Annotated in this window: 13 protein-coding genes; 7 read left to right on the top strand and 6 right to left on the bottom strand. The window is 56.4% G+C overall.

Annotated elements, in window-relative coordinates:
- Window positions 1–120: 120 nt before the first annotated feature.
- Window positions 121–2,418, bottom strand: a complete 2,298-nt coding sequence (gene bglX, locus CU081_RS11880) for a beta-glucosidase BglX (protein WP_022651510.1) — start codon at window positions 2,416–2,418, stop codon at window positions 121–123.
- A 189-nt stretch (window positions 2,419–2,607) separates the two neighbouring features.
- On the opposite strand from bglX, the gene dld reads away from it, so the two are divergent.
- Together dld and CU081_RS11870 are read left to right on the top strand one after the other, a co-directional pair.
- On the top strand, window positions 2,608–4,365 hold the full coding sequence (gene dld / locus CU081_RS11875; protein ID WP_003859288.1) for a D-lactate dehydrogenase: 1,758 nt from the start codon (window positions 2,608–2,610) through the stop codon (window positions 4,363–4,365).
- Between the two features lie 102 nt (window positions 4,366–4,467).
- A complete protein-coding gene (locus CU081_RS11870; RefSeq protein ID WP_003859289.1) occupies window positions 4,468–5,022 on the top strand; it encodes a GNAT family N-acetyltransferase in 555 nt (184 codons plus the stop codon).
- A 96-nt stretch (window positions 5,023–5,118) separates the two neighbouring features.
- Here the strand turns inward: CU081_RS11870 and pbpG are convergent, their stop codons facing one another.
- Together pbpG and CU081_RS11860 are read right to left on the bottom strand one after the other, a co-directional pair.
- Window positions 5,119–6,042 (bottom strand): D-alanyl-D-alanine endopeptidase, encoded by a 924-nt coding sequence (pbpG, locus tag CU081_RS11865; RefSeq protein ID WP_022651511.1) that lies wholly within the window; start codon window positions 6,040–6,042, stop codon window positions 5,119–5,121.
- A gap of 167 nt (window positions 6,043–6,209) precedes the next feature.
- On the bottom strand, window positions 6,210–6,797 hold the full coding sequence (locus tag CU081_RS11860; protein ID WP_003859296.1) for a Yip1 family protein: 588 nt from the start codon (window positions 6,795–6,797) through the stop codon (window positions 6,210–6,212).
- Window positions 6,798–6,954: 157 nt separating this feature from the next.
- Between CU081_RS11860 and CU081_RS11855 the strand changes: the two genes are divergently transcribed.
- Window positions 6,955–7,527, top strand: coding sequence for a DedA family protein (locus tag CU081_RS11855; protein ID WP_022651512.1), 573 nt, complete (start codon window positions 6,955–6,957; stop codon window positions 7,525–7,527).
- Window positions 7,528–7,583: 56 nt separating this feature from the next.
- Here the strand turns inward: CU081_RS11855 and CU081_RS11850 are convergent, their stop codons facing one another.
- Both CU081_RS11850 and mdtQ read right to left on the bottom strand, forming a co-directional pair.
- Entirely contained in the window at window positions 7,584–8,348 is a 765-nt protein-coding gene (locus CU081_RS11850; RefSeq protein ID WP_058647508.1) for an SDR family oxidoreductase, read from the bottom strand.
- 50 nt (window positions 8,349–8,398) lie between these two features.
- Window positions 8,399–9,817, bottom strand: coding sequence for a multidrug resistance outer membrane protein MdtQ (gene mdtQ, locus CU081_RS11845; RefSeq protein ID WP_022651514.1), 1,419 nt, complete (start codon window positions 9,815–9,817; stop codon window positions 8,399–8,401).
- A 204-nt stretch (window positions 9,818–10,021) separates the two neighbouring features.
- On the opposite strand from mdtQ, the gene yohP reads away from it, so the two are divergent.
- On the top strand, window positions 10,022–10,105 hold the full coding sequence (gene yohP, locus CU081_RS26830) for a small membrane protein YohP (protein ID WP_015572324.1): 84 nt from the start codon (window positions 10,022–10,024) through the stop codon (window positions 10,103–10,105).
- Between the two features lie 44 nt (window positions 10,106–10,149).
- Here yohP and dusC read toward each other — a convergent pair whose 3' ends face one another.
- A complete protein-coding gene (gene dusC, locus CU081_RS11840; RefSeq protein WP_003859306.1) occupies window positions 10,150–11,085 on the bottom strand; it encodes a tRNA dihydrouridine(16) synthase DusC in 936 nt (311 codons plus the stop codon).
- A gap of 168 nt (window positions 11,086–11,253) precedes the next feature.
- Here dusC and CU081_RS11835 point away from each other — a divergent pair, with 168 nt between their 5' ends.
- The 3 genes from CU081_RS11835 to cdd all read left to right on the top strand — a co-directional run bounded on the left by CU081_RS11835 (window position 11,254) and on the right by cdd (window position 13,354).
- Entirely contained in the window at window positions 11,254–11,649 is a 396-nt protein-coding gene (locus CU081_RS11835; protein ID WP_003859308.1) for a CidA/LrgA family protein, read from the top strand.
- Entirely contained in the window at window positions 11,646–12,341 is a 696-nt protein-coding gene (locus tag CU081_RS11830) for a CidB/LrgB family autolysis modulator (RefSeq protein ID WP_003859310.1), read from the top strand. The genes CU081_RS11835 and CU081_RS11830 overlap by 4 nt, the downstream gene beginning before the upstream one ends.
- A 128-nt stretch (window positions 12,342–12,469) precedes the next feature.
- Complete coding sequence (gene cdd, locus CU081_RS11825; RefSeq protein ID WP_022651515.1) at window positions 12,470–13,354, top strand: cytidine deaminase; 885 nt, start codon at window positions 12,470–12,472, stop codon at window positions 13,352–13,354.
- Window positions 13,355–13,477: the final 123 nt, after the last annotated feature.

The following is a 13,477-nucleotide window of genomic DNA, read 5'->3' as shown; positions in this document are numbered from 1 at the left end:
TTTTGTGGCCTTTTTCATAGGCTTGAGAGAAAAGCGTAGCTTAAAACAGTGAATTTAACCGTTTTTCGTACAAGATGAGAGGCATCCCCCGCCAGGCGGGGGAAAGGGAGAAAGGTAAGATTATTGCAGTTCGAACTCGGCTTTGTTCACGCGGGCGGAATCCACGCCGATGAAGACGTTGAATTTGCCAGGCTCAGCATCGTATTTCATCTGCTGATTCCAGAACTTCAGCGCATTTACGTCAATCGGGAAGCTGACCGTTCTGGTTTCGCCCGGTTTCAGGTTGACCTTTTCGAAGCCGCGCAGCTGTTTCACCGGACGGCTCATGGAGGCCGTGACGTCCTGAACGTACATCTGGATCACCGTCGCGCCTTCGCGTTTGCCGCTGTTTGTCACCTCTACGCTGGCGGTCACTTTGCCGTCACGCTTCAGGGTCGGCGCCGACATTTTGACGTCAGACACCTTGAAGGTGGTGTAACTCAGGCCATAGCCAAACGGATAGAGCGGGCCGTTAGCTTCGTCGAAGTAACGGGACGTGTACTTGTTCGGCTTGTCGGCGTTATACGGACGACCGGTGTTCAGGTGGCTGTAGTAAACCGGGATCTGCCCGACGGAGCGCGGGAAGGACATCGGCAGCTTGCCGGACGGGTTGTAATCGCCAAACAGCACGTCGGCAATGGCGTTACCGCCTTCGGTACCGGCGAACCAGGTTTCCAGAATGGCGTCAGCCTGCTGATCTTCTTTCACCAGCGCCAGCGGGCGCCCGTTCATCAGCACCAGCACCAGCGGCTTGCCGGTGGCTTTCAGGGCCGCGATCAGATTGCGCTGGCTTTGCGGGATAGTGATGTCGGTCCGGCTGGAGGCTTCGTGCGCCATCCCCTGCGCTTCACCCACCACGGCGACCACCACGTCGGACTGCTTCGCGGCGTTAACCGCTTCGTCGAGCATCTCTTTCGGCGTGCGCGCATCCACCTTCACCGCTTCCTCATACTGGTTGAGGAAGGTCACGATGTCTTTATCGTCGGTGACGTTCGCACCTTTGGCGTAAACCACTTTTGCGTTATCACCCACGGCGCTCTTAATGCCGGTCAGCACCGTAACGGACTGATCCGCCACGCCTGCGGCGGACCAGCTGCCCATGACGTCGCGCTTGCTGTCGGCCAGCGGACCGACCACGGCAATGGTGCCGGATTTTTTCAGCGGCAGCGTGTCGAGACGGTTTTTCAGCAGCACCAGGCTTTCGCGAGCTACTTCCCGGGCTTCTTTACGGTGCAGACGGCTTTCGGCATTGGTGTCCGCCGGGTCTGAATCCTTCGGCCCCAGATGGCTGTAAGGATCGTTAAACAGTCCCATGTCATATTTCACGTTCAGCACGTGGCGAGCAGCGTCGTCCAGCTCTGCCATCGTCACCTTGCCGCTCTTCACCAGCCCCGGCAGGTATTTGCTGTAGTACTCGTCGCTCATGCTCATGTTGATGCCGGACTTGAGCGCCACGCGTACCGCATCTTCCGGGTCAGACGCCGTGCCGTGTTTGATCAGCTCTTTAATCGCGCCGTGGTCAGAAACGGTGATGCCCTTGAAGCCCCACTGGTCGCGCAGCACGTCTTTCAGCAGCCACGAATCGGAGGTGGCAGGCGTGCCGTTGAGAGAGTTCAGCGCTACCATCACCGCCCCGCTGCCCGCGTCCAGCCCTGCCTTGTATGGCGGCATGTAGTCGTTAAACAGACGCTGCGGGCTCATGTCGACGGTGTTGTACTCTTTACCGCCCTCCACCGCGCCGTAGGCGGCGAAGTGCTTGACGCTGGTCATCACCGAGTAACGATCTGCCGGACTTTTGCCCTGCATCGCTTCCACCATGGTTTTGCCCATCGTGGCGGTTAAATACGTGTCTTCTCCAAAGCCCTCCGAAGCGCGGCCCCAGCGCGGATCGCGGGAGACGTCAACCATCGGCGCCCAGGTCATGTTCAGGCCGTCGTCTGCGGCTTCATATGCCGATACGCGCCCGACGGTTTTCACCGCATCGAGGTTAAAGGAGGAGGCTAAGCCGAGGCTAATCGGGAAGACGGTACGCTGGCCGTGCACCACGTCATAAGCGAAGAACAGTGGGATTTTCAGGCGGCTCAGCTCCATCACCTGATCCTGCATCTTGCGGATATCCTGGCGGGTAACGGTGTTAAAAATGGCTCCTACCTGCCCGTCTTTGATCATCTCGCGAATGGCTTCTTTCGGGTTATCCGGGCCGACGCTGATCAGGCGCAGCTGGCCGATTTTCTCATCGACCGTCATCTTTTTGAGTAAATCCGTGACAAAGGCGTCGCGGGCTTCGGGCGTGAGCGGGTGATTACCAAACAAATCCTCTGCCAGCGCAGGTTGCAGCGCCAGGCTGACGGCGACACCTACAGAACATAGCCATTTCATGTTGTTATTCTCTCTCATCAATAACCGCGGGAAGCACCCGGCCAGACCGTGCGAAAAGCGCAGTGTGCCACAAAGCCTGAAAACCTTGCAGGGTTATTCTCTGATTTTTCTCATGAATACCCGACCGCTCAACGGCTAATCGCGCTATGCTTTACAGCGAGAAATTTGCCCCACCACAAGGAGTGGAAGATGTCTTCTGTTCGAACTGACGATAACACTACATTTATTAACGAACTGTCGCGCCTGGTTGGTCACTCTCACCTGCTTACCGACCCGGCTAAAACCGCCCGCTACCGCAAGGGCTTCCGCTCCGGTCAAGGCGAGGCACTGGCGGTGGTCTTCCCCGGTACGTTGCTCGAACTGTGGCGCGTGCTCAGCGCCTGCGTTGCGGCAGACAAGATTATTTTAATGCAGGCTGCTAACACCGGCCTGACTGAAGGCTCCACGCCGAACGGCAACGATTACGATCGTGACATCGTGATTATCAGCACCCTGCGCCTCGACAAACTGCACCTGCTGGACAAGGGCGAACAGGTACTCGCCTTCCCCGGCACCACGCTCTACTCGCTGGAAAAGGCGCTTAAGCCGCTGGGTCGCGAACCGCACTCGGTGATCGGCTCGTCGTGCATTGGCGCCTCGGTGATCGGTGGGATCTGCAATAACTCCGGCGGCTCGCTGGTGCAGCGCGGCCCGGCCTACACGGAGATGTCGCTGTTTGCCCGTATCGATGAAAACGGCAAGCTGACGCTGGTTAACCATCTGGGGATCGATCTGGGCGTAACGCCAGAGCAGATCCTCAGCAAACTTGACGATGACCGCGTGAAGGACGAAGACGTTCAGCACGATGGCCGTCACGCGCATGACCACGATTACATCACCCGCGTGCGCGATATCAATGCCGATACGCCAGCGCGCTATAACGCCGATCCGGATCGCCTGTTTGAATCCTCCGGCTGCGCGGGCAAGCTGGCCGTTTTTGCGGTGCGCCTCGATACCTTCCCGGCAGAGAAAAAGCAGCAGGTGTTTTACATCGGCACCAATCAGCCGGAGGTGCTGACGGAGATCCGCCGTCATATTCTGGCCGAGTTCACTCACCTGCCGGTGGCGGGCGAGTATATGCACCGGGACATTTACGACATCGCCGAGCGCTACGGCAAAGATACCTTCCTGATGATCGACAAGCTCGGCACCGACAAAATGCCGTTCTTCTTCACCATGAAGGGCCGCACCGATGCGATGCTGGAGAAAGTGTCGCTCTTCAAGCCGCACTTCACCGACCGCTTTATGCAGAAGCTGGGCAACGTCTTCCCGGCGCATTTACCGGAGCGGATGAAGACCTGGCGCGACAAGTATGAGCACCATCTGCTGCTGAAAATGGCCGGGGACGGAATTGACGAAGCGCAGAGCTGGCTCACCGAATTCTTCAAAACCGCCGACGGGGATTTCTTTGCCTGCACGCCGGAAGAAGGCAGCAAAGCCTTCCTGCATCGTTTCGCCGCGGCGGGTGCCGCTATCCGTTATCAGGCGGTGCATTCCGAAGAAGTGGAGGATATTCTGGCGCTGGATATCGCCCTGCGTCGCAACGATACCGAGTGGTTTGAACATCTGCCGCCGGAGATCGACAGCAAGCTGGTGCATAAGCTCTATTACGGCCACTTTATGTGCTATGTCTTCCACCAGGATTACATCGTGAAAAAAGGGGTTGATGCACACGCGCTGAAAGAACAGATGCTGGCGCTGCTGCACGAGCGTGGCGCGCAATATCCTGCCGAGCACAACGTGGGACACCTGTATAAAGCGCCGGAGACGCTTAAACAGTTTTATCGCAAAAATGACCCTACAAACAGTATGAACCCCGGCATTGGTAAGACAACGCGGAAGAAATACTGGAAAGAGAGTGCCGAATCAGAGCAGCACAATACGCAAGCCTCTGATGAACTCATATAGCCAAATTTAAGAGATTGTTAAGCTCTCCTCAAACGTACTAGAGTATCTGCCTGTTGCCAGAGAAACGTTTCTCTGGCTTTCCAAACAAGGAGCGGGCAGAACATGTCGGCTGTAGAAACTTTCCCCGAAACTGAAATCGAGGTGCGCGACGCCCTTCCTGACGATGCGCATGCCATCTCGGCGATATACGCCTGGCATGTGCTTCATGGCCGTGCGTCCTTCGAGGAAGTTCCCCCCACCGTCGATGAGATGCGTCAGCGGATGAAGAGCGTGACCGACAGCGGTTTACCGTGGCTGGTTGCGCTGTATCGCGGCATTGTTGTCGGCTACTGCTACGCCACGTTTTATCGTCCACGCCAGGCTTATCGCTATACCCTTGAAGAATCCATTTATGTGGATGCCAGCACCACCGGCCGCGGGTTTGGCTCGGCCTTACTCCAGGCACTGATCGCCCGTTGTGAACAAGGACCGTGGCGGCAGATGATTGCCGTGGTCGGCGACGGGCAAAATAACCCCGGATCGTTGCGGCTGCATAAAAAGCACGGTTTCGAAATTGTGGGTCAGCTCAGAAGTGTGGGATATAAAAAAGGCGACTGGCGGGACACGGTGATGATGCAGCGCCCGCTCAACGACGGGGACTGGACGCTGCCGGAATAAACGCAGTGCGGTCTGGTGCCCTCACCCCGGCCCTCTCCCACAGGGAGAGGGAGAAAACATAAAAAACGGTAACATGCGTTACCGTTTTGCTTTTTCCTAATCGTTCTGCGCCGTCGCCATCTGTTCCGCTTTCTGCTTTTTATACGCCAGCGCTGAAGCCGGCACCGGCTGCACTTTCCCGGTTTCAATCCAGGTACGCAGGCGGCTGGCATCCGCGAAGTGGGTATATTTGCCGAAGGCGTCCATCACCACCAGCGCCACTGGCTTACCGTTAAATACGGTGCGCATCACCAGGCAGTGTCCTGCCGCATTGGTGAATCCGGTCTTGGTTAACTGAATATTCCAGTTATCGCGATACACCAGATGGTTAGTGTTGCGGAACGGCAGCGTATACGCCGGGTTCGAGAATGTCGCCATCTCCTCACGCGTGGTGCTGAGCTGACCAATCAGCGGGTATTGCTTACTGGCGATCAGCAGCTTTGTTAAATCACGCGCCGTCGAGACGTTATGGATCGACAGACCGGTTGGCTCCACGAAATGGGTATTTTTCATCCCCAGCGATTTGGCTTTGGCATTCATCGCGCGGATAAACGCGTCGTAACCGCCAGGATAATGGTGGGCAAGGCTCGCCGCCGCGCGGTTCTCTGAGGACATCAGCGCCAACAGCAGCATATTTTTACGGCTGATTTCACTTTTCAGACGCACACGAGAGTAGATCCCTTTCATCTCTGGCGTGTGGCTGATATCCACTTTTAGCTTTTCGTCCAGCGGCAGTCGTGCATCAAGCACCACCATCGCGGTCATGACTTTGGTTATGGAAGCGATCGGGCGCACCAGATCCGGATGACTGGCGTAGATCACCTTGTTGGTATTCAGGTCAACGATCATCGCGCTGCCGGACGCAATCTGGGGTTGCGCAGCAGCGGTGGCGACTGCGGTCGTTTTGGCGATGGCTGGCGCGGTAGCGGAGACGCCCAACAGCAGCGCAAGACTAAGGAGTGACACTCGAAATTTCAGCATGATGAGACTTCTGATAATGATTCACGCACGTTATGACGTACACCGCCTGTGTCGACGGATAAACACAGGCTGGCTTCGGCATCATAGCGGTCACCGTGCGTTGTCGCCAGCGGAGAATCATGACCAGATGCTGCATTGCTGGCATTTACGCCAGCAATGCAGGGAACTTAGAAGAGACGGTATCCATAACCCCAAAGAATAACTGTCAGGGCCAGTAGCGCCTCCAGGACCAGTACGCCGATGGCAAGCGTAGAGCTGGAGAAGCTCAGGCCCTCTTCTTTATTGATATTGAGGAAGGTTGGCACCCCTACATACAGCAGATAACCGGTATAAAAGAGGGCAACCGTACCGATCAGCGCGCACAGCCAGACCAGTGGATAGAGCGCGACAATACCGCTTAAAAACAGCGGGGTCGCGACGTATCCGGCGAAGACCATACAGTGTGCCAGCGACGGGCGCTGCGGATAGTTGCGCGCCATCCAGTGGATGACCCGCCCCATCACCGCCACCCCGGCCAGCATCAGGCCATAAAACAGAATGGCCAGGTACAGTCCGGTAAACCACGAAAGCTGAACCACGGTGCCGTCACCAAAGTTCCAGCCTATCTGCGTAGTACCAATAAATGCGCAGACCACCGGCACCGCTGCCATCAGCAGGACATGGTGGGTATAGTGATGCGCGACCGTTTCGTTCTCGTTACGGATGACCTGCATTTCACGATCGGGATGGGAGAAAAGTCCCCAGACATGGTTCATAACGCCCCCTTGTTGTCGGCCCGTCAGCGATAGCTTAAGTATAATGCAGGCTTTAGATTATTTTATGTACAGTGGGAAATTTCCGTTGATTGCCGCGCGGTTAATGGATGGGGTATATGATTAACGCAGGCACAGTAAGGGAGACGACGTTTACGTAATGGATATCAACGGTCTTATTGAACAATATGGATACGCCGCGCTGGTGATCGGCAGCGTGGCGGAAGGCGAAACCATCACGCTGCTGGGCGGGGTGGCCGCACACCAGGGATTGCTGAAATTCTCGCTGGTGGTCGCCGCCGTCGCGTTGGGCGGTATGATTGGCGATCAGCTGCTCTACTTTCTGGGGCTGCGCTTTGGCCCGACGCTTTTGCAACGTTTTGCCAGGCATCAAAAGAAAATTCGCCGTGCTCAGCGGCTTATCCAGCGACGTCCCTGGCTGTTTGTGATTGGTACCCGCTTTATGTACGGTTTTCGCATCATTGGGCCGATACTGATTGGCGCGAGTCGTTTACCACCGAAAATTTTCCTGCCGCTGAACATTCTCGGGGCGATTGCCTGGGCGCTGATTTTCACCACGCTTGGCTACGTGGGTGGCGAAGTGATTGGCCCATGGCTGCATAATCTTGACCAGCACCTGAAGCACTGGGCGTGGTTGATCCTGGTGGTTGTGGCGGTGATTGGGGTACGGCTGTGGCTGAAGCATCGTGAAAAGCGGCGGGATGAAGAGTGAGTTCGGCCTGCTGCCCTCACCCCGCCCCTCTCCCACAGGGAGAGGGAGAAGGGTATCTACCCTTCCTGCTTAAACTGCGGATTCGCCAGCATAAAACCGCCGTCAACGATAAACGACTGCCCGGTGGTGTAGCTGGCGTCACTGTCACACAGCCACGCCACCAGGCTGGCAATTTCTTTGGTATGCCCTGGCCGTGCCAGCGGGATTTCCGGCATTGAGCCTTCTTTCACTTCGCTGTCGTCCATATCATTCATCGGCGTGGCGATCGCACCGGGGGCGACGGCGTTCACCAGGATCTTATGCTGCACCAGTTCCAGCGCCATTGATTTGGTTAACCCGCCCAGAGCGTGCTTTGCGGCGGTGTAGGCGCTGGCATCCGGCAGCGGAGTATGTTCATGAACCGAGGTGATGTTCACGATCCGCCCCCCTTCCCCCTGCTTCACCATCTGACGCGCCGCGATTTGCGAGCAGAGAAACGCACCGTCCACGTCAACGGTGAAAATGTTTCGCCAGTCATCAAATGACAGTTCCAGAAAAGGCGCTTTGTTCATCGCCCCGGCATTGTTAACCAGCACGTCCAGCCGCCCGAAGCGGGAAATCAGCGTTTCAATGGCCTTTGCGCCTTCTGGCAGAGTACCCAGGTCGAGATGGATGGCCTCGGCACGCTGACCGCGCGCTTCAACCTCACGGCAGGTTTCCAGCGCCCCTTCCTCATCTGAGTGCCAGGTCACCCCGATATCAAACCCGCGCTCGGCCAGCATCAGGGCCGTCGTTTTGCCAATTCCTGAATCCGATGCGGTAACAATTGCGACTCGCGTCATACTCACCTCCTGAAAATCTGCAAAGAGGTAAGTATAGATAATGCGCAATGTTAGCCGTGATGATATCCGCCACCCAGCGCGGAGGTGAGCTGGAGCGTGGCATCCACGTACTGACCTTTCAGCATCAACCCGGCAATACGCTCTTTGAGCGCCGGAATTTTTGCTTCACTCACCCGGGAGCCGGCAATGATCCCCGCCCTGAAGCGCGCCTGCGCCAGCGCGACGACGCGCGCCGCATCTTTTTCGATCTGCTGCTGGTGCTGATTTTTGGCGGTCAGCGTTTCCACTTCGCTGGCCGTCCGGGCGACCTGGTTTACGGCATCTACCACGGCCTTGTTGTAGTTCGCCACGGAGAGGTTGTTTTGCGCCTGGGCGATATCCAGGTTCGCATTCGACCGACCGCTGTCAAAAATTGGCAGCGTCAGCCCCGCGGTTACGCCCATTTGCTGCGCAGATGAGCGGAACAGGTCGCTCAGGTGCAATGCATCCTGCTGCAAAAACGCCATCAAATTGATGTCAGGGTAGAACGCGGCTCTGGCGGCATCGACTTCGCTCATGGATGCTTCGATATACCAGTGCGCCTCCTGCAAATCCGGGCGCCGAGCCAGCAGTTCATAACCGAGCGTTGATGGCAGCGATGCCTCTGCGTCAGGTAAGGCATGCCGTGCGAGCGTGACTGAAGGGGTATTGGTCAACGCATTCAGACGCGCCTCAATGGCCTTCATTTTGCCGTGCACGTCAGCGAGCTGTTCATCGGTTTTGCTGGCACTGATATCCGTTTCAACCCCTTCCACCGAGGAGGTAATGCCGTGCTGATAAAGCTCCCTATCGGCACCGATGATATTTTCCTGCTCCCGTTTGATCTGCGCGAGCACGTCACCCACCGCGGCCTCGGTCTGCCAGTCCCAGTACAGCCGCGCGACGCTGCTGGCGAGCAGCTGGCGGGTCTGCTCCAGCTCCGCTTTTTGCGCATTCACCTTACCGATGCGGGCCTCAATTTGGGCGCGGTTTTTACCCCATAAATCCAGATCCCAACCCGCCGTCAGACCAAAGGTGCCGTTGGTATACCAGGGGCCGGTGGTCCCCGCTGCCGGGTCGGTCAGTGCAAATGGCCCCATCAACCCCTCTGCCGACATCTTTTGCCGTTCCACATCTGCGGAAAAATCCATTTGTGGACCCTCAGCAGCGACAGCGGCTTTCGCCTGTGCTTCCGCCAGGGTGATACGCTGACGGGCAATTTGCATATCCGGCGCATCCGCCAGCGCTTTGTCGATCAGCGCGTTGAGCTGGGAGTCGTTAAAGTCTTTCCACCATTCGCTTTTTGGCCAGTCGGCATGACGCAGTTGGGTATTTACAGTTGCGGCGGCGGCTTGCGTTTTTACTGGAGACACCGTGGCATGTTCCGGCGCGCAGGCGGCCAGCATAAAAACAAGAGGAGCACTCAGAGATAAAGTAAGAGAACGTTTCATTACGCCATGAACTCAAAAAAAATAAAGGCGCAACTTACGCTTACTGACGTTCCGTTTTTTAGTAACGCGTGGCAATCCGCATATTGTTATACATTTTCATATCCGGAAATTTATTCCCCAAGACAATGAGTTAATTTCATGTATTCATGCTAATTATGAATTGACTGCTACACTTACTTCGACAGACATACGCAGGAGAGGCGAATGAAAATATTGTTGTGGGTTATTTTGATTATATTTCTGATAGGGCTGCTGGTGGTAACCGGCGTATTCAAGATGATTTTCTGATTCCGTTGCCCGGCTCCGCGCCGGGCAAACTCTTCACACTTCGCTCAGGACTTCGACTGGATCACCCGGGCAATATCCGCAGACGTCTGTAGGGTACGGATCTCCTGAAATAATCCCAGCGCGTCGTCGTACTCTTTACGCAAATAACTCAGCCACTGTTTAATGCGCGCGACGTGATACAAGCCGGTATCGCCCTGCTTTTCCAGCCGCGTGTATTTTTGCAGTAGTTTCACCACATCCGCCCACGGCATCCGCGGCTCATTATATTTCACCACCCGGCTGAGGTTCGGCACGTTCAGCGCACCGCGGCCAATCATCACGGCATTACAGCCGGTCTCTTTGAGGCAGGCCTGCGCGCTCTCGTAATCCCAGATTTCGCCGTTGGCAATCACCGGAATCGTAAGCCGTTTGCGGATCTCGCCAATCGCCTGCCAGTTAATGCGCTCGGCTTTATAACCATCCTCTTTGGTTCGCCCGTGCACCACCAGCTCGGTGGCGCCCGCCTGCTGCACCGCGTCAGCAATTTCAAACTGCTTATCGCCGCTGTCCCATCCCAGACGGACTTTGACCGTCACCGGCAGATGCGATGGCACTGCCTCACGCATGGCCTTTGCGCCGCGATAAATCAGCTCCGGATCTTTAAGTAGCGTCGCCCCCCCGCCGCTGCCGTTGACCAGCTTTGACGGACAGCCGCAGTTAAGATCGACGCCGTACGAACCAAGCGCTACCGCGCGGGCGGCGTTTTCAGCCAGCCACTCAGGATACTGGCCGAGCAGCTGGACGCGCACCAGCGTACCGGACGGCGTGCGGCTCTGACGATGCAGTTCCGGACAGAGACGATAAAATGATTTTTCTGGCAGCAACATATCGACCACGCGCAGAAACTCCGTCACGCAGAGATCGTAATCGTTCACCTCGGTAAGCAGCTCGCGCACGAGAGAGTCGAGCACGCCTTCCATCGGGGCCAGTAAAACACGCATTCTGAGTACCTGTGAAAAAAGACGCGCTATAGTAGCTGCTCTCTATGTATGTTGAAAGCCCGGCGTTCCATTCCGGAATGTCTGGTATGCCCAAAATTCATGATGTGATCCGTGGCACATTTTCAGGTTTAATTGTATGATGAATACGTCTCAGCAAGGACTTTCACCATGAGCAAATCACTGAATACTATCTGGCAATACCTTCGCGCCTTCGTCCTCATTTATGCCTGCCTGTACGCCGGCATTTTTATCGCTTCGCTGCTGCCGATTACGATACCCGGCAGCATTATCGGCATGCTGATCCTGTTTGTACTGCTGGCATTACAGGTGCTGCCCGCAAAATGGGTCAACCCAGGGTGCTTCGTTCTCATTCGCTACATGGCCCTGCTTTTTGTGCCTATCGGCGTTGGGGTTATGCAGTATTACGATGTGCTTAAAGCGCAGTTCGGCCCGATTGTGGTCTCCTGCGCCATCAGTACGCTGGTGGTTTTCCTGGTCGTCAGCTGGAGTTCACACATTGTGCATGGCGAACGTAAGGTCGTCGGGGAGAAAACAAAAAAATGATGGCGAATATCTGGTGGTCCCTGCCGTTAACCCTGGTGGTGTTCTTTGCTGCGCGTAAGCTTGCGGTGCGTTTCAAAATGCCGTTGCTCAACCCGCTGCTGGTCGCCATGGTGGTGATTATTCCTTTTCTGCTGCTCACCGGCATTTCTTATGAGCGTTACTTCGCCGGGAGCAAGATCCTTAACGATTTGTTGCAGCCTGCCGTGGTGGCGCTGGCGTTTCCTTTATATGAGCAACTGCATCAGATCCGCGCGCGCTGGAAATCCATCATAACCATCTGCTTCGTGGGGAGCCTTGTTGCGATGATCACCGGCACCTCGGTGGCCTTAATGATGGGCGCATCGCCGCAGATCGCCGCCTCTATCCTGCCTAAATCCGTCACCACGCCGATTGCCATGGCCGTGGGCGGCAGCATCGGGGGCATTCCGGCCATCAGCGCCGTGTGCGTGATTTTCGTCGGTATCCTGGGCGCGGTGTTTGGTCATACGCTGCTGAATATCATGAAAATTCGTACCAAAGCGGCACGCGGTCTGGCGATGGGTACCGCCTCGCACGCGCTGGGCACCGCACGCTGCGCGGAACTCGATTATCAGGAAGGGGCATTCAGCTCGCTGGCGCTGGTGATCTGCGGGATTATCACTTCCCTGGTCGCGCCGTTTATCTTCCCGATTATTCTGGCAGTAATGGGCTAAAATTTGCGATGCGTCGCGCAAATTTCATTTTCATTTCATAAGTTGCACACATAATGAGATTTGGATCACATATAAAGGCCGTACGGCTCCGTACACTACCGATCCATTAACCTTGATGAGGCAACGTCATGCATCCACGTTTTCAAGCTGCTTTCTCTCAGCTTGCAGAGAATTTGCAATCAGCCCTGGCTCCGGTTCTGGCGGATGCGCATTTCCCCGCCCTGCTGACGGCAGATCAGGTCACGACGCTTAAACAGGCAACGGGGCTGGACGAAGACGCGCTGGCTTTCGCCCTGCTGCCCCTGGCGGCTGCCTGCGCCCGCGCTGATCTTTCCCATTTTAACGTAGGCGCAATTGCGCGCGGTGTGAGCGGGACCTGGTACTTCGGCGGAAACATGGAGTTTCTCGGTGCGACCATGCAGCAAACCGTTCACGCGGAGCAGAGCGCCATCAGTCACGCCTGGCTACGCGGCGAAAAAGCCCTGCGCGCCATCACCGTCAACTATACCCCTTGCGGCCACTGCCGCCAGTTTATGAATGAGCTGAACAGCGGTCTTGAACTGCGTATCAACCTGCCGGGACGCGCACCGCATACGCTGAGTGATTACCTGCCGGATGCTTTCGGCCCGAAAGATCTTGAGATCAAAACCCTGCTGATGGACGAGCAGGACCACGGTTATGCGCTCTCAGGGGATGAGCTGAGCGAAGCGGCCATTGCCGCCGCCAATAAAAGCCACACGCCATACAGCAAATCTCCAAGCGGCGTCGCCCTTCAGTGCCGCGACGGCCGCATCTTCACCGGCAGTTACGCAGAGAACGCCGCGTTTAACCCGACGCTGCCTCCGCTTCAGGGCGCCCTGAACCTGCTTAGCCTGAACGGGTATGACTACCCGGATATTCAGCGCGCAATCCTGGCTGAAAAGGCCGATGCGCCGCTGATCCAGTGGGACGCGACCGCAGCCACGCTGAAAGCGCTGGGCTGTTCAACCATTGACCGCGTGCTGCTGGCATAATCTGTTCGGCGGGCAGAGTTGCCCGCCAGTCTGACGAAAAACCCCTCAGTTGAATCGCTGTTTCTTGCGCTAACCAGGCGGGTACAGTAGCCTGAGGGAAATTTCATCATCGGTACGAGCCAT

Source organism: Enterobacter sp. CRENT-193 (genome assembly GCF_002787395.1).
In the GTDB taxonomy this organism is placed as follows: Bacteria; Pseudomonadota; Gammaproteobacteria; order Enterobacterales; family Enterobacteriaceae; genus Enterobacter; species Enterobacter hormaechei_C.
Note: the sequence above shows the minus strand (reverse complement) of the source record. Positions and strands in the feature narration are given on the sequence as shown.